21 protein-coding genes are annotated in these 23,658 nt (G+C 58.3%); 11 read left to right on the top strand and 10 right to left on the bottom strand.

Annotated elements, in window-relative coordinates:
- From KBX14_RS03230 to KBX14_RS03215, 4 genes are all read left to right on the top strand, one after another.
- Complete coding sequence (locus tag KBX14_RS03230) at positions 1-1,383, top strand: amino acid permease (protein ID WP_252931048.1); 1,383 nt, start codon at positions 1-3, stop codon at positions 1,381-1,383.
- Positions 1,384-1,471: 88 nt separating this feature from the next.
- Positions 1,472-2,521: a DNA cytosine methyltransferase gene (locus KBX14_RS03225; RefSeq protein ID WP_070362661.1), complete on the top strand. Its 1,050-nt coding sequence runs from the start codon at positions 1,472-1,474 to the stop codon at positions 2,519-2,521.
- Positions 2,522-2,530: 9 nt separating this feature from the next.
- Positions 2,531-3,445, top strand: coding sequence for a NaeI family type II restriction endonuclease (locus KBX14_RS03220; protein ID WP_256041825.1), 915 nt, complete (start codon positions 2,531-2,533; stop codon positions 3,443-3,445).
- A gap of 142 nt (positions 3,446-3,587) precedes the next feature.
- Positions 3,588-4,586 (top strand): L-lactate dehydrogenase, encoded by a 999-nt coding sequence (locus KBX14_RS03215; protein WP_070362663.1) that lies wholly within the window; start codon positions 3,588-3,590, stop codon positions 4,584-4,586.
- 61 nt (positions 4,587-4,647) lie between these two features.
- Here the strand turns inward: KBX14_RS03215 and KBX14_RS03210 are convergent, their stop codons facing one another.
- Positions 4,648-5,460, bottom strand: a complete 813-nt coding sequence (locus KBX14_RS03210) for a nucleoside hydrolase (RefSeq protein WP_252931050.1) — start codon at positions 5,458-5,460, stop codon at positions 4,648-4,650.
- Positions 5,461-5,469: 9 nt separating this feature from the next.
- Positions 5,470-6,678 carry an MFS transporter gene (locus tag KBX14_RS03205; RefSeq protein WP_252931051.1) on the bottom strand — a complete coding sequence of 403 codons (1,209 nt, stop codon included), beginning with the start codon at positions 6,676-6,678 and terminating at the stop codon, positions 5,470-5,472.
- Positions 6,679-6,802: 124 nt separating this feature from the next.
- Between KBX14_RS03205 and KBX14_RS03200 the strand changes: the two genes are divergently transcribed.
- The gene (locus tag KBX14_RS03200; protein ID WP_070362666.1) at positions 6,803-7,264 is read left to right on the top strand and encodes a hypothetical protein; all 462 of its coding nucleotides are present in this window, start codon (positions 6,803-6,805) and stop codon (positions 7,262-7,264) included.
- A gap of 8 nt (positions 7,265-7,272) precedes the next feature.
- Here the strand turns inward: KBX14_RS03200 and KBX14_RS03195 are convergent, their stop codons facing one another.
- Together KBX14_RS03195 and KBX14_RS03190 are read right to left on the bottom strand one after the other, a co-directional pair.
- On the bottom strand, positions 7,273-7,872 hold the full coding sequence (locus KBX14_RS03195; RefSeq protein ID WP_256007811.1) for a hypothetical protein: 600 nt from the start codon (positions 7,870-7,872) through the stop codon (positions 7,273-7,275).
- A gap of 54 nt (positions 7,873-7,926) precedes the next feature.
- Entirely contained in the window at positions 7,927-9,492 is a 1,566-nt protein-coding gene (locus KBX14_RS03190) for a carboxylesterase/lipase family protein (protein ID WP_256041824.1), read from the bottom strand.
- A gap of 102 nt (positions 9,493-9,594) precedes the next feature.
- On the opposite strand from KBX14_RS03190, the gene KBX14_RS03185 reads away from it, so the two are divergent.
- Positions 9,595-10,494: a hypothetical protein gene (locus tag KBX14_RS03185; RefSeq protein WP_256041823.1), complete on the top strand. Its 900-nt coding sequence runs from the start codon at positions 9,595-9,597 to the stop codon at positions 10,492-10,494.
- 560 nt (positions 10,495-11,054) lie between these two features.
- Positions 11,055-14,768 carry a multifunctional oxoglutarate decarboxylase/oxoglutarate dehydrogenase thiamine pyrophosphate-binding subunit/dihydrolipoyllysine-residue succinyltransferase subunit gene (locus KBX14_RS03180; RefSeq protein ID WP_256041822.1) on the top strand — a complete coding sequence of 1,238 codons (3,714 nt, stop codon included), beginning with the start codon at positions 11,055-11,057 and terminating at the stop codon, positions 14,766-14,768.
- Between the two features lie 84 nt (positions 14,769-14,852).
- Here the strand turns inward: KBX14_RS03180 and KBX14_RS03175 are convergent, their stop codons facing one another.
- Together KBX14_RS03175 and KBX14_RS03170 are read right to left on the bottom strand one after the other, a co-directional pair.
- Positions 14,853-15,593, bottom strand: a complete 741-nt coding sequence (locus KBX14_RS03175; RefSeq protein ID WP_141742279.1) for a hypothetical protein — start codon at positions 15,591-15,593, stop codon at positions 14,853-14,855.
- A gap of 53 nt (positions 15,594-15,646) precedes the next feature.
- Entirely contained in the window at positions 15,647-16,198 is a 552-nt protein-coding gene (locus tag KBX14_RS03170; RefSeq protein ID WP_070976252.1) for a general stress protein, read from the bottom strand.
- A 60-nt stretch (positions 16,199-16,258) separates the two neighbouring features.
- Here KBX14_RS03170 and KBX14_RS03165 point away from each other — a divergent pair, with 60 nt between their 5' ends.
- On the top strand, positions 16,259-17,407 hold the full coding sequence (locus tag KBX14_RS03165; RefSeq protein WP_256041821.1) for an Mrp/NBP35 family ATP-binding protein: 1,149 nt from the start codon (positions 16,259-16,261) through the stop codon (positions 17,405-17,407).
- Between the two features lie 11 nt (positions 17,408-17,418).
- Here KBX14_RS03165 and tatB read toward each other — a convergent pair whose 3' ends face one another.
- Genes tatB through sigE form a run of 3 tightly spaced genes read right to left on the bottom strand, consistent with a single transcriptional unit; the run spans position 17,419 to position 18,859 of the window.
- On the bottom strand, positions 17,419-17,838 hold the full coding sequence (tatB, locus tag KBX14_RS03160) for a Sec-independent protein translocase protein TatB (protein WP_070479449.1): 420 nt from the start codon (positions 17,836-17,838) through the stop codon (positions 17,419-17,421).
- 10 nt (positions 17,839-17,848) lie between these two features.
- The gene (locus KBX14_RS11185) at positions 17,849-18,190 is read right to left on the bottom strand and encodes a zf-HC2 domain-containing protein (protein WP_070362675.1); all 342 of its coding nucleotides are present in this window, start codon (positions 18,188-18,190) and stop codon (positions 17,849-17,851) included.
- Positions 18,191-18,235: 45 nt separating this feature from the next.
- On the bottom strand, positions 18,236-18,859 hold the full coding sequence (sigE, locus tag KBX14_RS03150) for an RNA polymerase sigma factor SigE (protein ID WP_070362676.1): 624 nt from the start codon (positions 18,857-18,859) through the stop codon (positions 18,236-18,238).
- Positions 18,860-18,961: 102 nt separating this feature from the next.
- Between sigE and KBX14_RS03145 the strand changes: the two genes are divergently transcribed.
- The gene (locus KBX14_RS03145; RefSeq protein WP_070363543.1) at positions 18,962-19,654 is read left to right on the top strand and encodes an O-methyltransferase; all 693 of its coding nucleotides are present in this window, start codon (positions 18,962-18,964) and stop codon (positions 19,652-19,654) included.
- 72 nt (positions 19,655-19,726) lie between these two features.
- Here KBX14_RS03145 and glgC read toward each other — a convergent pair whose 3' ends face one another.
- Positions 19,727-20,950 (bottom strand): glucose-1-phosphate adenylyltransferase, encoded by a 1,224-nt coding sequence (gene glgC, locus KBX14_RS03140; RefSeq protein ID WP_070479448.1) that lies wholly within the window; start codon positions 20,948-20,950, stop codon positions 19,727-19,729.
- Between the two features lie 121 nt (positions 20,951-21,071).
- Between glgC and glgA the strand changes: the two genes are divergently transcribed.
- Together glgA and KBX14_RS03130 are read left to right on the top strand one after the other, a co-directional pair.
- Positions 21,072-22,229: a glycogen synthase gene (glgA, locus tag KBX14_RS03135; protein ID WP_070362678.1), complete on the top strand. Its 1,158-nt coding sequence runs from the start codon at positions 21,072-21,074 to the stop codon at positions 22,227-22,229.
- A gap of 24 nt (positions 22,230-22,253) precedes the next feature.
- A complete protein-coding gene (locus tag KBX14_RS03130; protein ID WP_256041820.1) occupies positions 22,254-23,642 on the top strand; it encodes a GH32 C-terminal domain-containing protein in 1,389 nt (462 codons plus the stop codon).
- Positions 23,643-23,658 lie beyond the last annotated feature (16 nt).

The raw sequence follows: 23,658 nt of genomic DNA, 5'->3' as shown, positions 1-23,658 counted from the left end.
ATGACTTCCCGCTCGTCGAAGCCCAAGGGGCTTACACACCGCCATATTCACTTCATCGCCCTCGGCTCGGCGATCGGCACCGGGCTCTTCTACGGCTCCGCCGGCGCGATTCAGGCCGCCGGCCCCTCGGTGCTCCTCGTGTACCTGCTCGGAGGGGCCGTCGTCTACTTTATGTTGCGCGCCCTGGGTGAGATGAGTGTGCAGCACCCGGTTCGTGGGTCGTTCGCGGTGTACACCAGGGAGCACCTTGGTGGCCTGGGCGGGTACATTACCGGGTGGATGTTCGCATTCGAGATGATGATCGTCTGCCTTGCGGACTTGACTGCCATCGGCATTTATATGAAGTTCTGGTTCCCCGACACCCCAGCATGGGTATGGATTACCACTACTCTGTTGGTCATTGGTGCGGCGAACCTCGCATCCGTGCGCTGGTTCGGCGAGCTGGAGTTCGCATTCACGCTCATTAAGGTCGTCGCCGTAATGGCGATGATCGTCGGCGGTGCTGCCATCCTCGCATTTGGTTTGGGTACCGACCCAGAGACGACCGGAATCTCTAACCTCTGGAACGACGGTGGCTTCTTCCCGAACGGCATCGAAGGCATGATCGCAGCGTTCATCCTCGTACTCTTCGCCTTCGGCGGAACTGAGATCATCGGCGTCGCCGGCACCGAAGCAGACGATCCGGACCGCTCGATCCCGAAGGCCGTCAACACCGTACCGCTGCGCATCCTTCTGTTCTATGTCCTCGCCATCCTGGTTATCTTGATGCTCAACCCGTGGCGTGCAATGACTGGTGAAGAAAGCCCCTTCGTTCAGATCTTTGACACACTTGGCGTGAACTGGGCCGCTGCACTGCTCAACTTGGTGGTCATCACTGCTGCCCTTTCTGCAATTAATGCAGACCTGTTCGGCACTGGGCGCGTTCTTACTGGCCTGGCGAAGGAAGGCCTAGCCCCGAAGATCATGAAGCGCACCATCCGCGACATCCCAGTAATGACGACCATTACCCTGTTGCTCGTACTCATCATCGGCGTGGTGCTCAACGCGCTCTATCCGAACGTCTTCGAGACCATCGCAGCGCTGGCCACCTTCGCAACCGTGTTTGTGTGGCTGATGATCCTGCTGGCACACGTCGCATCTCGTCGCAACATGTCCGCGGCAGAGCGCGAGACCTTGAGCTTCCCTGTACCGTTCTGGCCCTACGGGCAGTGGTTCGCGATCATTTTCATCTTGTTCACATTCGGCATCATGGTGTGGCTGCCGCAGTATCACATGGCGCTCGCCGTAGGCGTTGCGTTCGTGGTAATCATGACTGTGCTCTACTTTGTCACCGGGCGCCCAAAGGCAGTTGCGGCAGCGCACGTCACTTACGAGATGAAGTAGCACATAATTTCGAATAAAAGTATCCATTGTCTGCTGTGCACGCTATCCTATGCCTACATATTCCAAGTTTTAGCCAGAAGGAGACGCGATGCGCCTGTCTACGGTTACTTCCGAGCCCACGTTGACCTCTATCGAGATCTGCGCTGGCGCTGGAGGCCAAGCACTTGGGCTCGAGCAAGCAGGTTTCCAGCATCTAGCCGTGGTGGAAATCGACAACTGGGCAGCAGAGACACTGCGAGCCAATCGCGGCTGCGACCATCCCCATCCGTGGCCAGTACACGAAATGGATGTACATGACTTCGACGGCACCGTATGGCGCGATCAGGTCGATCTCTTTGCAGGTGGCGTTCCGTGTCCGCCCTTTTCCATCGCGGGAAAACAGCTCGGCGCAGACGACGAGCGTGATCTGTTCCCGCAAGCCCTACGACTGGTAGGAGAAATCAATCCAAAAGCCGTCATGCTGGAGAACGTCCGAGGCCTTGGCCAAAAGCGGTTTGATTCCTACCGCAATGAAATTGTCAGTGAGCTCGATCGGATGGGTTACACCACCTACTGGTCACTGTTTCAATCGGCAGACTTCGGTGTCCCCCAACTGCGCCCACGGTTTATTTTGGTAGCCCTGAAACACGAGTTTGCCGAGTACTTCGAATGGCCGACCCCGAATATGCATCACACATCCGTTGGTAGCGCACTTCGCCACCTAATGGGAGAAAATGGCTGGCCGGGAGCGGACGCATGGGCAGATCGAGCCGATACGGTAGCACCGACGCTCGTTGGCGGATCAAAGAAGCACGGCGGACCAGACGTTGGCCCGACTCGAGCAAAGGCAGCATGGAAGAAGCTCGGCGTCCGAGGAACTTCGATCGCAGACAGCGCACCAGGCCCCGACTTCCCTGTCGATGACCCGGACAACCTTCCCCGCCTTACCGTGCGGATGGGCGGCGTTATCCAAGGGTTCCCTGAAGATTGGGATTGGCAAGGTGGCAAGACCGCCCAATGGCGCCAAGTCGGCAATGCATTTCCGCCACCGGTTGCGGCTGCAATCGGAACCGCAATCAAGGACGCACTACTTTCCTGCAATGCCGTAACGAAAGCCCCCGAGGTGGCCCCACAACTGGCGCTTCAAACGCACGCATAGGATCTGCCCATGACACACAACCTTGATGGCGATTTTTCCCATGAACTCGCCGAGCTCTTCCGTAACGAGTTTCCCGACGGCGAAGCAATGGGAAGAATATTTCGACAAACTTTCGACCAGGCCTATGACGGCCAGCACACGGGCCGGTTCGACCCAGCGCAGCTGAGCAAGACAGAACTTGCCCACATTGGATCGTTGGTTGAAATTAACATTCGCCGAGGGTTTGACGGCACTATCACGGACGGCGACAAGATGGATTTCAAGATCCTCGGCCATGAAGTTGACTGTAAATACTCCAAAAACCCCTACGGCTGGATGATCCCGATGGAAGCAGTTGGCCACCACGCCATGCTCTGCCACGCAAATGAGGTTACTTCCACTTTCCGAGTAGGCTTCGTCAAAATCACCGACGACATCCTCACCGCAGGTGGAAACCGTGACCGCAAGCGAACCATCATGGCAGCAGCACGCAACAAAATTGCGTGGGCCTGGTTCGATCACCCGTACCCGAATAACGTGCTCCTCCATGCGGATGAGGAAACTGTCGCCAAAATTATGGAATTGCCTTCTGGGCAACAGCGCCTCGACATGTTGTTTCGCTCAATCCAGCAGGTGCTCATTCCGCGCGGCATCATTTACACTGTCGCTCAGCAGAAAGACCCAATGAAGCGCATTCGATACAACGGCGGATCAAGGTCACGCCTCCAGGAGGAAGGCATCTTGATCCTTGGGGACTACCGGCGCCACCAAGCTATCGCAGAGGCCCTCTGCCTTCCGATTTGCAAGAATGGCGATAGCCTCGCCGTACGAGTAACTCCAGCTGAACCGCATTTTGTTGGTCCTGCAGTAGATATCGAAGGTCAAACTTGGCGAATCGCCACGGGCGCCGACCCACTCCATCGTGCGCCACGCCTCCCCTTTTAATACCCCAAAGCCATCAATGCCCGGTTGTGCCCGCCTATTTCCGTTATCTTGGTTACATATTTCGATTGGTATTCCCATTGTGGCGGAAAATCTGCAATGATGGGTAGCGGAACATAGTTTTACTGGATTCAGGAGAGATCACATGACTATCACCAATCCGTCTACCCCGTCGAACAACATCACACCAGGCAACAAGATTGTCCTGATCGGTGCTGGTGATGTCGGCGTCGCGTTCGCATACGCCATTCTCAACCAGGGCATTTGCGACCACCTCGCCATTATCGACCTGAACGAGAAGAAGACGTGGGGTGAGGTCGAGGACCTCAACCACGCAATGCCGTACTCAGGCCACAACACCAAGATCACGGTCGGCACCTACGAGGACTGCCGCGACGCAGCGCTCATCGTCAACTGTGCAGGTGTTGCACAGCGCGACGGCGAAACCCGCCTTGAGCTCGTGGGCCGCAATGTGAAGATCTTCGAGTCCATCAACAAGGAAGTGATGGCCAACGGCTTCAACGGCATCTACCTGGTTGCAACCAACCCTGTCGATGTCCTGACCTACGCCACCTGGAAGCAGACCGGTCTTTCCTCCGCACAGGTCGTGGGTTCCGGCACCATCCTGGACACCGCACGCTGGCGCTGCAACCTCGGCAAGTACTTCGGTGTTTCCGCAAGCTCTGTCCACTCCTACATCATCGGTGAGCACGGCGACACCGAGCTGCCTGTCGTGGCATCCGGCTCCGTCGCTGGCGTTTCGCTACGTCGTCGTCTGGAGAAGGAAGCAGAAACCGATCCGAAGATCTACGAGCGCATCGACGAGATGTTCGTCGCAACCCGCGATGCCGCCTACAAGATCATCGAAGCCAAGGGCTCCACGTCCTTCGGTATCGGTGCTGGCCTTGCCCGCATCACCCGCGCAATCCTGATGAACGAGGACGTCGTACTGCCAGTCTCTGCTCTCCTTGAAGGCCAGTACGGTCAGGAAGACATCTACATCGGCACCCCTGCGGTCATCAACCGCAACGGTGTCCGCGAGGTTGTCGAGCTGCACCTTGAAGATAGCGAGAAGGAAAAGTTCGATCACTCCGCCAACACCCTTCGTGGCGTGATGGTCGAAGCTGGCCTCACCGAGGCATAAGCCTTTCCCATACCCTTCGATTGCGCCCGCCGGACACACCCCGGCGGGCGTTTTGTCTGCGTTAGTCCTCCGCCCGGAGGTGCCTCGTTACGTCCAGAGCATCATCGCCGCGTGCAAGAGCGTCAAACGTGGCGCAGCAGGCGTCGAAAAGCTTGACGACGTCCTCTTCGTCTACATCCGCGGTGTCGAGCACCAGCGCGTTCGGGTCATCATCTTCCTCGGCAGGCGCGAGCGTCACACACTGCCCACCAGTCTGGATATCACCTAACGCGACCTGGGCCGCGAGAAGCGAAACGCCAGTAACCGCGGTGGCCCCGACTTCTGCCAGCGGTGCGCACCGTTGCACATCTACCTGCCCCAACGTTTCCGGTGCTGCACAGACGGTGATCGCCACCGGGGTGTCCTGCAACACCACATCGGAGGCTTCTCGGTCGAGTAGAAGGCTGGATTCAGACACAACGATGTGCTCAAGTGCGTCGAAGTACTCGGGGTAGCGCCGTGAAAACTCGGCGAGGTTTGTCAACGGGCCCGTGCAAATCAAGCACAGGTCCCGTGTACCTCGCGCGCACGCGTCGGCCCACAACAGGTCCCAGTCATTCGCAACGTACCGCTCTGGGACTTGGGCGTCGCCCAGACCAGCATCGCGCGTCGGTTGATGTTTTGGCGCGTCACAACCTGCTGCGACCGCAACAGCGGGCAGGCCACAGCGTGCCAACACCCACGCAGCATGCTGGGCACACTGTGCAGCTGAGACGCTACCGCTTGAGGTTGTCACGCACTCCAATTCAGCTCGCCCGCGATGGTGCGCAGCCACGACATATGCCAACGCAAGCGTGTCTTCGACCCCCGGGGCGCAGTCAATAATAATTCGCACCGTGCTCCTTTACGCAGTGGACCTGTGCAGAGATTCCTTACCGTACATTGCCCAGAGCAATAGAGCGACCAGAGCAACTACTCCGCAGGCGCCAAACGCGATAGCAAAGCCGAACACCTCCGCCAGAAAGCCGATCGCAATCGGTGCCGCAATCTGGCCGGAGTCCTGCACCATCTGATAGGTAGAAATTACCTTGCCACCCGAGCGGTCATTGCCGATGATGTCAGCTAACGTCGCCTGCGAGGCAGGACTCATCAGCCCACCGCCAACACCCGCGCACACTGAGACCAGCAACAGCACCCACACTGTCGTGGCGAGTCCGAGTGTGCCCGTGAATATTGCCGAGACCGCAAGACCTGCGAGAATGCAAGGACGACGTCCGATTCGGTCAGCCAGCCGACCAGAAAACTGCAGCGTGACGCCCGTGCCCAGCGCGAACGCAGTCAACGCAAGTCCGGATGCCGCGCCACCATTTGCAAATATCGCCGCAGCGAACAGCGGAAGGACCGAAACGCGCGCACCGAAGTTCACAAAACCATTTGTAAAGGCGACGGCGAGCAACGCACGGTACGTGGGTTGCTTCCAGGCTCGGCGCAGTGGCATTGGCGGCCGCTGTATTTTCGGCGCCTCTGGCTTGTGTTGCCGAGACGTAGCAACCCACACGATAGTTGCCGCAAGAGCGACACCAACACCGTAGACTGCGAACGGAATTCGGTATCCAAGGAAACTGAGGCCAGCGCCGATGATTGGCCCGAAGATGTTGCCAAGCAAGAATGACGATGCATAAAGTGCATTCGCTCGCCCACGAATGCCGGGAGGAATCACGCGAACGATGAAGGCCTGTGCGGAGAGCGTAAACATCGTGGATCCGAAGCCGGCGATAAAGCGCAACGCCAAAATATGCCAGTACGCCTGAGCAAACGCCACGGCAAAGGTTGCAGTCGCAACAATGCTTAGCCCGGTGAGGTACACCGGCCGTGATCCGAGCTTATCCACCAGCGCGCCCGCGCCTGGCGCGCCCAGCAAGCGAGCTGCTGCGAACGCGGAGATCACCGCTGCAGCGGCCGCCATGGACACGTTGAAGCTGGCGGCGAACTGTGGCAACACCGGGGCGATGAACCCGTAGCCGAGCGCAATGATAAACGCTGCGGTGCACAGCACCCATATCACTGATGGCAGCTTTGGTGACGCGCCGCCCTTATATGTTTGTTCCGTCATACCAGCGACAACACTAGTCTTTCTTCGCGTTCGCGTCCCATTACGCAATAACATTAGCACGGTTGTTCGAATACATGGCCAATTTCGCTACTCCATGTCTAGCTGCTCTCGTACGCTTCGAAGCATGTTCTACGAATCAACGATTGCTCAAGAAATTATTCATCGCTTTGACGACACCGTCCAAGCCCTCAGTGCCACAGTCAAGCACCCTCGCTCTCTTGCACGACCAACTGGCTCGTGGCGCCCGCCGGTCATCGCATTGCCGCGAGTCATAGACAAGCAACACATCAACCTTGCGCTTACGCGGCGGAGAGTCGGCCCGCGGGCTCAGGCGATGGTGCAAGGTTACGGAGCGTCTGCACGTCCCGCGTACATCATCGAAGCACGATTCACCGCCCAGTCGGGTGCGCCGGTCAACCCCGCGGTAGCTGAGGGTTGGATGCGCGCGCTCTACCCCGACGCGACGGAGGACATGCTTCATCTACTGCCACATCCATACGCGGCAACGTATGTCTGGCTAGTCGACGGCCACTTCGACCCCGTCCGCTCTCCTTCATCCCTGTTCGCCGGACTGAACGTAGCGTAACCGGCTGGCTACTGCCCTGGTTCGTCGTCAAGCGGAAGCATCTGACCCTCCCAGTCTTCAGCCTGGTCAGCAACCAGATTCAAGACATCAAAAAGCCTGTCGATGTCGGTGAAGCTACCCAAGTTAAGTTCTTCGGGATCTGCTTCCTCATCGTCTCCAGGAACCACAAACTGCACGTGGGCAGTGGCTGTGGCGTCGATAACTTCGACCTCCACGTGGACTTCAGCCTCTGTACCAACTTCTGCGAAGACGAGTTGATGGTTTTCGGCGTCCGGAAAGAATTCAAGCCCGGCGATACGTTCATCTGCAGCCTCGAGCAGGCTGCGGAACACGGTAACCACCTCGTCAGTGGCTATATGCTCAGCGACAGCGGACACAGCATCTTCGGCAGAAAATATAACTGCGACCAATGCTGCTTCAAAGTCCTCATCGTCTTCATCAACGTCAGCAGCCGCGATATACACGTTCGCCGCTGGCAGTTGCTCGTCGATAACAACGAACTGGATCTCAATCTCGGGGGTGATAGGAACAAACATCGTGTCATCGTGCACACGAGACTCAATACCTTCACGGTCTAGAGCCGCGGCAATGTCTTCTAAAAAGCTCACGAAGAATCCTCTACTCTTCCTCATCGTGGTTGTCACCGGCGGACGATGCCAAGCCTACTGTTCTGACCCCATGATGCGCATCCACGCTTCGCGGCCCTGCCAGCTACGCATGTCAAAAGCCTCCCATGCCCGGCGTTTGTGACGTTTTGGGTCGTACACGATTGACGGATGTTCGTTGATGATTGCGGTCGCGCGCCCGGGGTGGTCGTCGCCACGAAAATCGTAGCGGGGCCAGTTCGGCCCTGGTTCGCCGGTATGAAAGAACGACCCCCAGTTGCGCTGCATCACTTCAACTACTGCTTCAAACGCAACGGTGGAGCCAAACCGGTCGATCTTCGATGAGCGTGTACCTTCCCTATCGCCAAACACCGCCATCAGGTCGGCTGTGTGCATTGCTCCCAACCCGAGCCGCCGCATCGTCGCCGATGCGTATTCAAAGCGGTACATCCAAGTCGGAGCCACCTTACGGTGCTCCCCTGCAGCGATCACCGACGGTCCCCAAAACACGGCGTCAGCGAGAAACTCGGCGAAGTCCGTTCGCTGGCTCACGTCGCTATACGCCTGGATGACCGCTGTCGCGTTCTTCGCATCATATGCCTCGAGCAAGCGGCGTGCTGCACGCTGACGGGCTTTCGTCCGCTGATACAGAGCCTTTGCAAAGCTGGCCTCATCCGCATTGGTCCCGATGATCAACGGCACCGACGCCTGTTGCCCGGCGCGGAACATGTCCAGCGGGTGAGCTGGCAGCGTGGTGCCATCGACCGTCGGCATGAAGCTCAAATTCAGTTCGCGCAGCTCGCGGCCAGTAAACAGCATGGACTGCCCCACTCTAACCAGTTCCTCGGCCGGTACCTCCCGGAGGTGCTCGAGGGTAGATAGTCGCGATAGCCCCATGCCGTCAAGAAGTGTCGACGTCCACATCGCGGCTTGTGCCTTCGTATGAACGGAAGAAAGCGGAGTCGACTGGGCGATTGCCCGGTGGAACAACCCCCGAGCTGCCGGAGCGCACATCATATGGATTACTGAAGCTGCCCCGGCTGACTCACCCATGATGGTTACGTTATTCGGATCCCCTCCGAAGGCCGCGATGTTTTCGTGCACCCACTGCAGCGCGAGGATCTGGTCCAAAATGGCGGGGTTGGCAGCGCAGTCCTCGCCGATACTGCGCAGATCCAAGTACCCAAGCACCCCGAGGCGAAAGTTTAAGGAGACATAGACGATATCGGTGGCATTAGCCAGAAAGTGCCCCTGGAGTACTTTCTCATGACTCGATCCGCTTACGAACGATCCACCGTGAAAATAGATGACGACGGGGAGTACGTCGTCCGTATCAGGCCGAACGATGTCTGCGTGTAGGCAGTCCTCGGTGCCGATTACTGTGTCTTTCCACCCGAAATTCGTCTGCATCGCAGGTGGCCGATAGTTGGTTGTGGTGCGCACACCTGACCACGAAGGCGCAGGCTGTGGGGCCCGAAATCGGTTCTCACCGCCCATATCTGCACCGTAGGGTACCCCGCGCCAAGTGCGAACCCCGGTTTGTGGATCAATAGTGCCAGCAACGATTCCCGAGGTGGTCTGCACCTGGAGGTGCTCCTGCGGATTGTTGCTGTTGAGATGCATGCCTTTTAGCCTAGCCCGGAATTCTGTCTATTCTCGTGGAGTTTCTAAGGCGGGTACGATGAACGCTCGTACCAATAATTAATAAGGAGAAAAACACACAGCATGTTAGAAAAGTTCCGCAAAGACAAGCACGAAGACGACGAAACTGTAGTCGAAATTATTGAAGACGCCCGTGCTGAAGACTTAAGCTCCCTCGAGGAGGAAGCAGGCCCAGCAGGCCGAGCGTTTATCGCAGCAGTAGATAAGGCTGTCCATCTTCAGTCCGGTGCCATTCGGGCTTACGTGAACTGGCTTCGCCGTCAACACCCGGAGCAAAGTCCTGCGGAAATCCAGCACACGATGGACAAGCATTTTAAAAACGTAGTCTCCGCAACAGGTGCAGGCGTGGGCGCAGCAGCCGCGGTTCCTGGCGTAGGGCTCGTCACCGGCGCAGCAGCCGTTGCTGGCGAATCGGTGGTCTTCTTAGACCTCGCCGCGTTTTACACCCTCTCTTCCATGTACTTGCGCGACGTCAATATCGAAGACAAAGAGCGCCGACGCACCGGCGTGCTCACTGTGATGATGGGCGCCCAGGGCGTTGCAATAGTAGACACGTTGCTTGGTGCCGACCGGGCGCGACCGAAGGACCTGGCGTCGAAAAATGTGCTGACACGTTTCGCCGGTCCTGGGCTCGCCGAAGCCAATGGAATCCTTTCAAGCGTGGCGATGAAGTCGTTTACAAAGCGGTTCCGCCGTGCCTGGATTGGCAAGATGCTGCCACTCGGGCTTGGAGCGATCGCTGGCACCGCAGCGAATCGGAAGCTTGCGGACCGCCTCATGGACAATATCGCCGTCGCACTCGGCACTCCTCCCTCCCAATTCTTGAGCCCTCTTCCGGAAAAGCCTGACCAGGAGGAGGCTGGCCTCAGTGCGAATCCAAAGAACCTTCTGCGCTGGGTACTCCGACTCTTTGGTGACGACGACAAAGTACGCGACACCAATCAGCAAGAAATTACCAAATAGCTTCGGCTCCGAAGTTCATTCCCGCCTCCCCCAAAACTGAGGCGGGAATCACGCACTTCCATCTTTCGCCTACCCCCGGTAGCACCTCTGCTTTAGTTGGAGATCCACACCCTGCACCGCCGCCGAAACACAGCGCCCCCTCAAATACGCGAGCCTGCTTTGGCCCCACCTTCTTGGTCCCCCCGAGACTGCACACGAGCGCTTCTCGACAGCTGCCACCGTGAATACTGCTCGACGCCCACTCTGCACTTCCCCACGCACCAGGCCAAAGTCGACGTGCCCGCCCCACCTCTTCAAGAGTTCGAAATCAATCAATCACGAGCAAGCAACCGTTCAAATACTTGTTGTCGAATGAGGACGTATCATTGATAACGGTTCTCATGAGACCCTTCTCACTCAAAACGGAAGATATGCCCATTTGTGGTGTATCAACCGCTAAAGGGGGTAGATCTCACAAGTACGAGGGCTTTTCGGGAATGTAAGGTAGCACTACCTAATCCCAGACAATTAAAGTCGTTGAAAAGTTACATACAACCCAAGAAGAGAGGCGAGCACCTGCCGTGAGCAGCGAAGATACGTTCGGCCAGAACGACTGGCTGGTTGAGGAGATGTTCCAGCAGTACAAACAGGATCCCAACTCCGTTGACGCGGAGTGGCGCGATCTTTTCAAGAAGAAGGGCACCCCGCCGACGGTGACAAACACCCCGGCGCCAAAAGGTTCCTCGAAGACTGCGACGAGCGTCACCAGCTCCACGAGCGCTCCTACCCAGGACGGCCGTCAAACCCAGGTAGACCGCGCAGCCGCCGAAGCAGCTCCAAAGCGCACCAAGAAGCCGACCGCTTCCCCGTTGGACAAGCTCGATAGTGTCAAGGTCACTCCAGGCGAGGAACAACTCAAGGGTGCGTTCCGCGCTATCGCGAAGAACATGAACGAATCGCTCGAGGTGCCAACCGCCACCACCGTGCGCGATATGCCGGTCAAGCTCATGTTTGAAAACCGCACGTTGATCAATGAGCACCTCAAGCGCACTCGCGGCGGCAAGGTTTCGTTCACGCATATCCTTGGCTACGCAATCATTCAGTCCACCAAGCTCCACCCGGACATGAATAAGAACTACAAGGAGGACGGCAAGAAGTCCTTCGCAGTTCAGCCTGAGCACATCAACCTGGGTCTAGCAATCGACCTGCCGCAGAAAGACGGGTCCCGCTCCCTGGTCGTCGCTGCGATTAAGGAGTGCGAGAACAAGTCGTTTGCGGAGTTCGTCGAAAGCTACGAAGACATTGTGCGTCGCGCGCGCGACGGCAAGCTCACGATGGACGACTTCTCTGGCGTAACCATTCAGCTGACCAACCCAGGTGGCATCGGTACCCGCCACTCGATTCCGCGTCTGACAAAGGGCCAGGGCACCATCGTTGGTGTCGGCGCAATGGACTACCCTGCAGAGTTTGCAGGTGCCAGCGAGGACCGTTTGGCGGAGCTGGGCGTCGGCAAGCTTGTGACACTGACCTCCACCTATGACCACCGCGTCATCCAGGGTGCAGAGTCTGGCGAGTTCCTGCGCGATATTTCGCAGCTCCTCGTCGACGATAAGTTCTGGGATTCCATCTTCGAGTCCCTCGAGATCCCGTTCCTCCCGATGCGCTGGGCGAAGGACCTGCCGAATTCCGGCGTGAACAAGGACACCCGTGTCATGCAGCTCATCGAGGCGTACCGCTCCCGCGGCCACCTCATTGCTGACACGAACCCGCTTCGTTGGCGCCAGCCGGGCCTGCAGCAACCGGACTCCCGTGACCTGCTGATGGAAACCCACGGCCTGACGCTGTGGGACCTCGACCGCACGTTCCACGTCGGTGGTTTCGGGGGCAAGGAAACAATGACGTTGCGCGAGGTGCTTAGTCGCCTACGTGCGGCCTACACCCTGCACGTCGGTGCTGAATACACCCATATTCTCGACCGCGATGAGCGTGAGTGGCTGCTCGAGCGCATCGAGGCTGGCATGCCGAAGCCGACGAATGCTGAGCAAAAGTACATCCTGCAGAAGCTCAATGCTGCTGAAGCATTTGAGAACTTCCTCCAGACGAAGTACCTCGGCCAGAAGCGCTTCTCCCTCGAGGGTGCGGAAACACTCATCCCATTGATGGACGCGGTGATTGATACCGCCGCTGGCCAAGGCCTCGACGAAGCTGTCATCGGCATGCCACACCGTGGTCGCCTGAACGTGCTGTTTAACATCGTGGGCAAGCCTGTCGCTACGATCTTCAACGAGTTCGAGGGCAACATGCAGTCCGCACAGCAGGGTGGCTCTGGCGACGTGAAGTACCACCTCGGCTTCGAGGGCAAGCACATCCAGATGTTCGGCGACGGCGAGATCAAGGTCTCGCTGGCCGCGAACCCGTCACACCTCGAGGCTGTTGACCCAGTGCTCGTCGGTATTGCCCGCGCAAAGGCGGACACGCTGCGTGAAAACGGTGTTCGCGACGACAATCCAGTAGTTCCGATTATGCTGCACGGCGACGCCGCATTCGCTGGCCTCGGCATCGTACAGGAGACGCTGAACCTGTCTCGCCTCCCTGGCTACTCCGTTGGTGGCACCGTCCACATCGTTGTGAACAACCAGATTGGTTTCACCACTACCCCTGACTCTGGCCGCTCCTCCTACTACGCTACCGACCTGGCCAAGGGCTTCAACTGCCCAGTGTTCCACGTCAACGGCGACGACCCGGAGGCAGCCGCCTGGGTTGCTCACCTGGCAACCGAATACCGCCGCGCCTTCGGCAAGGACGTCTTCATCGACCTCATCTGCTACCGTCTGCGCGGCCACAACGAGGCAGACGACCCGACCGTGACGCAGCCAGTGATGTACGACCGCATCCACTCCCACGACTCGGTGCGTACCCGCTACACCAAGGACCTCATCGGCCGTGGCGACCTCACGCAGGAAGAAGCCAAGATCGCGGCACAGGACTTCCACGATCAGCTTGACGCAGTCTTCTCTGACGTCAAGTCCGCTGAGGGCAAGCCAAGCGAGCAGACCGGCATCACGGACTCGCAGAAGCTCACTCGTGGCCTGGACACCTCGATCAGCGAGGATACGTTCAAGCGCCTTGCGGATTCGTACGGCAAGCTGCCTGAGGAATTCGAGCCGAACAAGCGCCTGAACAACGTGCTCAAGAAGCGCGGTGGTTCCTTCGAAAACGGCGACATCGACTGGGGCTGGGGCGAGCTGCTCGCTTTCGGTTCCCTTGCAGAGCAGGGCAAGTTTGTCCGCCTTGCAGGTGAGGACTCACAGCGCGGTACGTTCACGCAGCGCCACGCGGTGCTCTACGACCCGAATAACGGCACTCCGTACAACCCACTCGACGCAAACGCGGAAGAACAAGACAACGGCGGACGCTTCGAGGTGTTCAACTCTGCACTGACCGAATATGCAGGTATGGGCTTCGAGTACGGCTACACCCTTGGCAACAAGGACGCTGTCGTCGCATGGGAGGCACAGTTCGGCGACTTCGCCAATGGCGCACAGACCATCATCGACGAGTACTTGTCCTCCAGCGAGACCAAGTGGGGCGAGCTTTCCAGCATGATTGCCCTCCTGCCGCACGGCTACGAAGGCCAGGGCCCGGACCACTCCTCCGCCCGTATCGAGCGCTTCCTCCAGCTGGTCGCCGAGGGCTCGATGACGATTGCCCAGCCGTCTACCCCGGCAAACCATTTCCACCTGCTGCGTCGTCAGGCGCTCGGTGAGATGAAGCGCCCGCTCGTCGTCTTCACCCCGAAGTCGATGCTGCGTAACAAGGCGGCGGTCTCGCAGCCTGCAGACTTCATCGAGGTGGACAAGTTCCAGTCAGTTATCGACGACCCCGAGTTCGTACAGCGTGGCAACGTCAAGGTTGACGGCGCAGATCACGACAAGGTCACCACGATCTTGCTGTGTTCCGGCAAGATCTACTACGAACTGGAGAAGCGTCGTAAGAAGGATAAGCGCGACGATGTCGCCATCATCCGTATCGAGATGCTGCACCCGATTCCATTCAACCGCATCCGGGATGCGTTCGAGAACTACCCGAACGCGAAGGAAATTCGCTGGGTTCAGGATGAGCCCGCTAACCAAGGCGCATGGCCGTTCTACAACGAGCACCTGCGCACACTGATTCCGGATATGCCTGAAATGGTCCGCGTCTCTCGCCGTGCGCAGTCGACCACTGCAACCGGCGTGGCGAAGGTCCACCAGGAAGAGGAGAAGACTCTGCTGGATGAGGCGTTTGCGAAGTAAGTAGCGCTTACACGCAATGGCGCCCCAACCGCTTACTGCGGTTGGGGCGCTTCCCTGTTGAGGATTCACTCATTTGGCTTGCGCCTAGGGAGTAGCTGTCGCCTCGGCTTCCCCGCCGTTGGCATCTGGGTTTTCAACGTTGATGCTGGCGTATTCACGGAGCCAATCCGCAGTAACAACGCGCGGTTCTTTGCCCTGCGCGACTTCCTCGCTCATCTCTTCCAACTGCGCTGTGCTGAGCACGCGCGTCATCGCGTTGATGCGCCTGACTTCCTTGCGAGCAAACTTTGATTTGTAGAACAGCGGGATGACGCTGTTAGGAAGGTGCTCGAGCTCCACGTGCGACGCACAGCCCTGCGCAGGGGAAGGGTCAACCGATTGGATGTTGCCGGGCAGCGCACCCGCAAGAAGAGCGAACGTCGCTTCTGACGGATCCGCACCGTCGAGACGATCGTGCGCTATATCGTTGTCGAGCTCCTTCGCTCCGTGTGCGTCTAGCGCTTGCAACAGAACACCAGAGCACGCAACGACCATATCGACGTCTTCTTCTTGCAGCAGTTCGGCTGCATTTCGGGAGTACACGTCATTGAACGGGACTACCCCGGCAGGATGTCCCATCGCTGTAATGATCTCGTAGTAGATCTCCCCCAGCACTACCTGTTCAGGTTCTGAGGTATCAATTCCGATTTTGACGATGTTGCCGCGGGATTCGCCGTTGACAAACTTCACCGGTGAAAGCGAGTCATCTGTGCAGCCAGTCAACCCGCCGACAAGGCTCGTTGCCAGTGCCGCAGCAATCAGTGTACGGAGAGGACGCAGGGACACCATAAATACCTTCTTCGTAGTGTGCTCAGACGAGCCTGGAAAACAGAGTTAGTCTAGCGCGCTGCGTTGTCTTCGGAGGCGTCGCTATCGGTGGCCGACGGCTCAGTTGGCCGTCCAGTGACGCGCTGTGGGTGCATTGCGGCGATCATGTCGCGGGCTCGACGCGCAGCGTCAGGTGCGCAAAGCACATCGTATCGGCGTGCGACGATGCTTGTCGCTGAGGCGAAGTCACGCTTTCCACCTGTAAACGCGTAAGCGATAGCTGCGAAAATTGCTCCGAACACGCCACCCATCGCGACGCACGAGGCGAAGATGCCCCACCCACCTTCTTCCGCGAACAGCGAGAAAATGATGCCGATGAACATGCCCATCCACAGGCCCGATAGTGCGCCGCCACCAAGTACCTTGCCCCACGTGAGGCGGCCCGTAATACTCTCAACCTGCATCAAGTCCACACCGACAATTGTGAGCTTCTCTACCGGAAATTCCTTGTCCGACAGCGTGTCAACTGCTTCTTGTGCCTCCTGGTAGGTATTAAAACTGCCTACCGGCCACCCTGTTGGCACTTCGCGCGCTACCAGGCGGTTGTTGTTGAGTTGGGCCATTCGTTGTCACTCCTCTGCTCGTATGAACATCCAGCTTCTCTGACTATACTGAAGCCCGTTATGGCAAACGCAGAACTCATTTCAGAATTCCAGGTCCGCGAAGCGCTTGCTCGCGTTGACGATCCCGAAATTGGAAAACCCATTACCGAACTCGGGATGGTGGAGTCCGTACGTATCGACGGCCCCAACGTCACCGTCGGCATTTACCTCACCATCGCGGGCTGCCCGATGCGTGACACCATCGAGGGCAACGTCCGCGCAGTCGTAGAGGAAATCGACGGCGTGGAGAACGTGACAGTCACGCTTCACACTATGAGCGCGGAGCAGCGTCGCGAAATGGCCTCGAAGCTGCGTGCACAGCAGCCCGGGCCCGACATCCCTTTCGCTGACCCGTCGTCGCGCACCCGGGTGTTCGCGGTAGCTTCAGGCAAAGGTGGCGTCGGCAAGTCCTCGATGACAGTGAACTTGGCCACTGCAATGGCAGCACAAGGCCTCAGCGTCGGAATTGTCGACGCCGACATTTACGGGCACTCCGTCCCTGGTCTCCTCGGCTCTTCCGACATGGGGCCGACTGTGGTCGAAGAAATGATCATGCCACCGGTCGCACACGGCGTGCGCCACATCTCTGTGGGGCAATTTGTGGAGGGCAATGCCCCTGTGGTTTGGCGTGGACCGATGCTCACCCGCGCAATCCAACAGTTCCTGTCTGATGTGTACTGGGGCGATCTTGACGTACTCTTCCTTGACCTTCCACCGGGGACCGGCGATGTGGCGATCACAGTGGCGCAGCTGATTCCAAATGCCGAACTGCTCATTGTTACCACTCCGCAAGCAGCCGCAGCTGAGGTCGCTGAGCGTGCCGGCACAATTTCTCAGCAGACTGAGCAGCGAATTGCTGGCGTCATCGAGAACATGGCCGGGATGGTCATGCCTGACGGCTCCGTCATGAATATCTTTGGTGAAGGTGGTGGCCAGCAGGTTGCGGAGCGCCTGACCGCGCTCACAGATAGTGACGTGCCGCTGCTAGGTTCCATCCCGTTGGATCCGAAGCTACGAGAAAACGGTGACACCGGAACCCCTGTCGTCACAGCAGAACCAGACTCCCCTGCCGCTGCGGCGATCCAGGAGATCGTCACCAAGCTGAAGATTCGCCGTAACTCACTTGCTGGCAAGTCCCTCAACCTTGGTGTGAAGCACACTGACGAATAGATCGGTGGGAACTAGGTAACGTCAGTCCAGGAGAATCCCCCTCCACTGGGCTGTCCCCCGTCCTCCGGCCCTTTCTTTGCCCGGGACTGTGGCTTTGATGGTTGGCGAGCCAGAGGCGCATCGTCTTCCATCATTTTGCGCGGATCAAAACTTTCGAGAAATTCCTCGTCATCTTCGAAGAAAAACTTCGCCATCGCGCGCTTTGGCCCCATCGACGCATACTGCGACACCGTATCCAGTGGCTTGCGTAGCTCCTCAAACTCCTCGAGCTCACCGTTGAGCTCCCGCTTCGCGTTGTTGATCGCCTTGCGCGCAGCGTAAATGGCTGCGCGGACATCCTCGATAACGCTTGGGAGCCGCTCCGGACCAATCACAATGAGGCCGATGATCAGGATGAAAAAGACTTCACCCCAGCCAATACTGGAAAACACGGATCACATCCTACTCTCGGTGCCGCAGCGCCCGAAGCGTGGCGTCAACGGCGGCCACAATCGGTGATCGTTCCTTGTGATGAGCATCTTCACCGCAAGGCTCGGCAGGTTGCATCTCGTGGCACAGGCCGCTGAGCTTCGCCACCAGCGAATCTGGGGCTCGCAGGTCGTCATCCTTGCAGGCCTTTACACGTGCGGACGCTCGCCGCTGCACAAGAACATCTTGGAAGCACTCTGGGCACTCCAACATATGTTTCATAGCGCGACGGCTTGCAGAGCGCGAAAGTTCACCGTCTGCGAAAGCTGCAATTGCTTCAGGGTTCAAATGCTCAGTGGAACAAAACGCTCGCATCGGTAACGCTCCTTTCGCATCCGTAGTCAACCACTATCTCGCGCCCTAGCGTAGTCGAATTAACTCTTCGGTGGCGACGTCATGCCGCGCCTGCTCCTCGAGCGATTCACGCAGCTGAGTTCTACCGCGATGGATGCGTGAACGGACGGTACCCATCTTGACTCCAAGCGTCTCAGCGATTTCTTCGTACGTCATACCGACGACATCGCAAAGCACCACGGCAACGCGGAAGTCCGGACTCAATTCATCGAGTGCGTGCTGCAGGGCAGGATCGAGGTGCGCGACGTTATACGCCTGCTCCGGAGTCATATCAGTGCCGGGAACGCGCTCATAGTCTTCCGGGAGTGCTTCCATCCGGATCTTCGCCCGGTGGCGCACCATATCAAGGAACAGATTCGTTGTAATCCGATGAAGCCAGCCACCGAACGCACCCGGTTGGTAACTCTTTAAGTTACGGAACACGCGGATGAAGGTTTCTTGCGTAAGATCTTCCGCGTCGTGCTGGTTACCTGAAAGACGGTACGCAAGGCGATACACACTGTCGGCGTGCTCTGCGACGAGCTCAGCCCACGAAGGCATCGCCCCCACCCCAGCATCAAATGCAGCCGTACCGCGCAAATCTTCGGGCGCGACGGAATCATGTTGGGCGGCAGCATCATCAGGTTGCATGCTTCATATTGTGGCAGATTGAAATCGCATTCACCAAAGGAAAATTCGTAAAGGTTACTGCATGCGCGTAGCACACACGCTGTGAGGACAGTTCTGGTTATGATGTTGGCTGTGAGTGCGACCGCTTTTGATCAGTTGACAAATTACATCCATCAGTCTTTCACTGATGCCGAGCAACAGCCGTTCCCTGCTGCTTTCCGCGAAGCGTTGAAGTACGCCAGCGTAGAAGCGCAGGAGAACGGAGTCCGTGCGCCGTCGGTCATCGTCGGCACGTTACTTTCGACGCTCGCTGCAGCCTGCCCAAGTGGTCAGTCGCAAGGCGCAGTCGCCATCACTCCGGCTGCGGGCGTCGTCGGGCTCCACCTGCTGCGTGGTCTTCCAGAGCGCGCATCGCTTACCTGCATCGAACCCGAGGTCACGCTACAAACCGGCGCAAAGGAGGCATTCCGTGCCGCCGAGTACCCAACCTCCCGCACACGTTTCCTCACCGCGCGCCCGCTTGAGGTTATGGGCAGGCTTGCGAACGACGCCTACCACCTCGTTTACGCGGATGTCTCGCCGATCGAGTTCACCGCGGTTATTGATGCCGCCTGGCCGCTCCTCAGCGAGGGCGGCACGCTGATTCTCGCCGACTCTCTGCTGGACGGTACCGTCAGCGATTCGACACGCAGGGACCGCGAAACCGAGGCAGCACGAGAGGCAGATAGGTACGTGAGCAGCCTCGCCGCCGACCACGGAGCGCTCGTAGCTCGCCTGCCTCTCGACGGTGGCCTGACCATCATTACGAAGCGCTAGCTCTACGTACGCACGAACAAGGCCCGCTCGAACTTCGCTGAGCTTCGAGCGGGCCTTGCCTATGAGTGTCAGTTATTCCTGAACCACCTGATTTTTGCCGACGACCACTACGCCGTTGTCCGAAACAGTGTAGCGTTTGCGGTCCTTTTCAAGGTCGACGCCAATAATTTCACCGTCAGCTACATAGACGTTCTTATCGAGGATGCAGTGGCGGACCACCGCCCCTTTACCGATGCGCACACCTGGCATCAGCACAGAACCTTCAACGGTCGCGCCTTCCTCAACACGCACATCCGTGGAAAGCACTGAATTGCGTACGGTAGCGCCCGAGATAATTGATCCCGACGCCACCATCGACTCCTGTGCGATACCTCCCACGACAAACTTCGCTGGTGGAAGGTTGCCGTCCTCTGTGGAGTGAATCGGCCACGTCGAGTTGTACAAGTTGAACACTGGGTACGAAGAGATGAGGTCCATGTGCGCCTCGTAGAAAGAATCAATCGTACCGACATCTCGCCAGTATCCCTTGTCGCGCTTTGTCGCGCCGGGCACTTCGTTCTGCGAGAAGTCGTACACATTTGCTTCGCCCTTGCGCACGAAGTACGGGATGATGTCGCCACCCATATCGTGATCAGAGTCCTCGTTCTGCTCGTCCTCGAGCAGCGCTTGAATCAGTGGTTCCGTAGAGAATACGTAGTTACCCATCGAAGCGAACGTCATATCCGGATCGTCCGGGGTTCCTGGTGGATCCGCGGGCTTCTCCAAAAACTCGGTGATGGTGCCGTCCTCTTCGGACTGGATGCAGCCGAACGCCGTAGCTTCTGATCGAGGCACGCGGATACCGGCCACCGTTGCAGCCTTGCCTGACTTGATGTGGTTCTCCACCATCTGCGAAGGATCCATCCGGTAGACGTGGTCTGCGCCAAAGACCAGCACGTAATCCGGCTTATCGTCGTAAATGAGGTTGAGCGACTGCACAATCGCGTCTGCAGAGCCGTTGTACCAGCGCTTGCCACGACGTTGCTGCGCCGGCACCGATGCGATGTACTGCGGAGTCGGGCCAGATACGTTCCAAGCCGTCGCCACGTGCCGGTCCAGCGAGTGCGACTTGTACTGTGTCAACACTGCGATTCGCATGTACCCAGCGTTGACCAAGTTCGACAGAACAAAATCAATTAATCGATAGTTGCCTCCAAAAGGAACGGCCGGTTTAGCTCGGTCCGCGGTCAACGGAAACAGGCGCTTCCCTTCGCCACCGGCAAGGACAATTGCAAGTACTCTAGGCTGACTTCTCACGCTTCCGAGCCTATTGAAAACTTCGTGACCTTGCAGCCTTTTGCCTCCTAAAGTGGGCAGCGCTACATTTCAGTTTTTGCTTTCCTGCACCGACGTGAATTCGTCACTATGCTCGGGCGGTATGAGAGTCGGAATGATGACCAAAGAGTATCCTCCCGAGATTTACGGGGGAGCCGGAGTCCACGTCACAGAGCTCACTCGCTTTATGCGGGAGATCGTTGACGTCGATGTTCACTGCATGGGCACTCCCCGCGACATGAAGGACGTTTACGTCCACGGGGTTGACCCTGCCCTTGAAAACGCGAACGGTGCCATCAAGACCTTATCGACGGGCCTTCGGATCGCCCACGCCGCCAACAATGTTGACGTGGCTCACTCCCATACGTGGTACGCCGGGCTCGGTGGCCACCTCACAGGCCTTCTCTACGACATTCCGCACGTTGTCACTGCGCACTCTCTCGAGCCTGACCGCCCTTGGAAGCGCGAGCAGCTCGGCGGTGGCTACAACGTTTCCTCGTGGAGCGAGAAGAACGCTTTCGAGAATGCGGACGCAGTCATTGCCGTTTCCGCGGGTATGAAAGAAGCCATCCTTCGTGCCTACCCGAGCATCCCGGCGGACAAGATTCACGTCGTACTCAACGGCATCGATCCGGCAAAGTGGTACCCCACCGAGGGAACCGTCCTGACAGACCTCGGTGTAGACCCGGCGAAGCCGATCGTCGCGTTCGTCGGTCGAATCACGCGCCAAAAGGGCGTCGCGCACCTCCTCAAGGCGGCGTCGCACTTTGAGGAAGACGTCCAGCTCGTGCTGTGCGCAGGTGCGCCTGATACACCGGAGATCGCCGCAGAGACGAAGGGGCTCGTCGAAAAGCTACAATCTGAGCGCGATGGTGTGTTCTGGGTACAGGACATGTTGCCGGCAGAAAAGATCCGCGAGGTCTACTCCGCAGCCGACGTCTTTGTGTGCCCGTCAATCTACGAGCCGCTTGGCATCGTGAACTTGGAGGCCATGGCATGCGAAACCGCTGTTGTGGCATCTCGCGTGGGTGGCATCCCGGAGGTCGTCGTGGATGGTGAGACGGGTGTGCTCGTTGACTACGACAAAACGCAGCCGGAAGCCTTCGAGCGGAATCTCGCCGAGGCAGTCAACCGGGTGGCTGGTGACAAGGATCTCTCCCGAAGGCTGGGCCAAGCTGGCCTGACGCGCGCCCGCAATGACTTCTCGTGGAAGACAATTGCGCAAGACACCGTCAAGATCTACGAACAACTCACGAAATAACGCAGGGGTGAACACCACTTAACGATGAGTACTTTCCGACCAGAACTTCACGTCACCGCAGACAGTGGCATCCTCGAGGGGCCAGCTGGTGTCATTTTCGACGGGCGCGAAGGAGAAAACAATTGGCATATTTTCTACCAATACCGCCCCACACCCGAAGCCCCGAGCCGCTGGGGCCACAACGTCAGCGACGGCGACCCGTTTAGCTGGGTCGAATGCAACGATGCCATCGTCCCCGCCGGTGGCGAATCCGCGGTTCGAGCAGGTGCCGTAATTGGTGCGCCGGAAGGCATCTACCTGTACTTCACTTCAGCAACTGCTGCTGGCAACACCATCCAGCTCGCCCACGCGCCTGAGCTGGAAGGGCTGTGCGATGAACTCCTCGAAGATACAAACGCCACACCTGGCGTGCAGCGACTTGGCGATATCGTCGAGGACACGCCTGAGTACAACAACTTCCGCTCGCCCTGCGTCGTTCCTGACTGGAAAGATGACGAGCGCGAGGAGCACGATGGCTGGCTCATGCTGGCGATCACGGGCAGCGTCGATACGCCGAAGCCAGTCGTGCTTCGCTCTATCGATGGCGTTGAGTGGCGCTTCGAAGGACCTCTCACTTTTGATGGCGACCCCGGAATCGACCTCGATGAGACGCTGGTAGCGCCACGTATTTGCAGGCTCCGCGATGAAGTTGATTCCAAGATCTACGACGTCTTCTTCTTCACGCTTGAGCGCGGTGGCAAAGACCGTTCGGCCTACATCATCGGCAAGCTGGAGAACAACACGTTCCGGGTAACCACACCTGCACAGGCGCTCGATTTCGGGCACGATTTCACTCGCCCCCGCAACACCAACTACCTCCCGGTTGCGATGGACCCGGCGCAGCGCTACCAAGGCACCTATCTCTTTGGCTTTATGACGCCCTCTGGCCGCCAAGGGTCCCCGACGAAAGAGCCGAACTGGGAAACCGAAGGCTGGGCAAATACGCTCACACTGCCACGCTATGTCACGCTCCAGGATGGTCACCTGTACCAGGTACCTGCGCCAGGGCTCCCCGAGGCGGTGAGCACGACGCGCGGCGCCCATTTGTGGACTGCGCTATGCGAGATCTCCGCAGGTGGCAGTGTCGTCGCTGAGATTGTCGACGGTAATGGTGAGGTCGCAGCTCGGGTCACCCATGCTGGCGACAAGCTCACCGTCGATCGATTCGATGGCCAAGTTGCGGAAACCGAAATCGGCGAGGACGAGGAAGATACCATCACGGTTATCGTGGACGGTTCGACGCTCGAGGTCTATGCCGACGGCGGTGCAGTAGTGATGTCCTCGCGCATCTGGCCGGAGAACGGATGCATCGGCATCCGCTCCCGCGCAAAGGGCGACGCCAGCATCTTGAACGAGTGGCGTCGTAGTCGCTAGGTGCTTCCTGAGCGGA

Origin of the sequence: Corynebacterium sp. CCUG 61414 (assembly GCF_024453945.1) — a bacterium.
Lineage (GTDB): Bacteria > Actinomycetota > Actinomycetes > Mycobacteriales > Mycobacteriaceae > Corynebacterium > Corynebacterium pseudogenitalium.
This window is presented reverse-complemented; position numbering and strand designations above follow the sequence as displayed.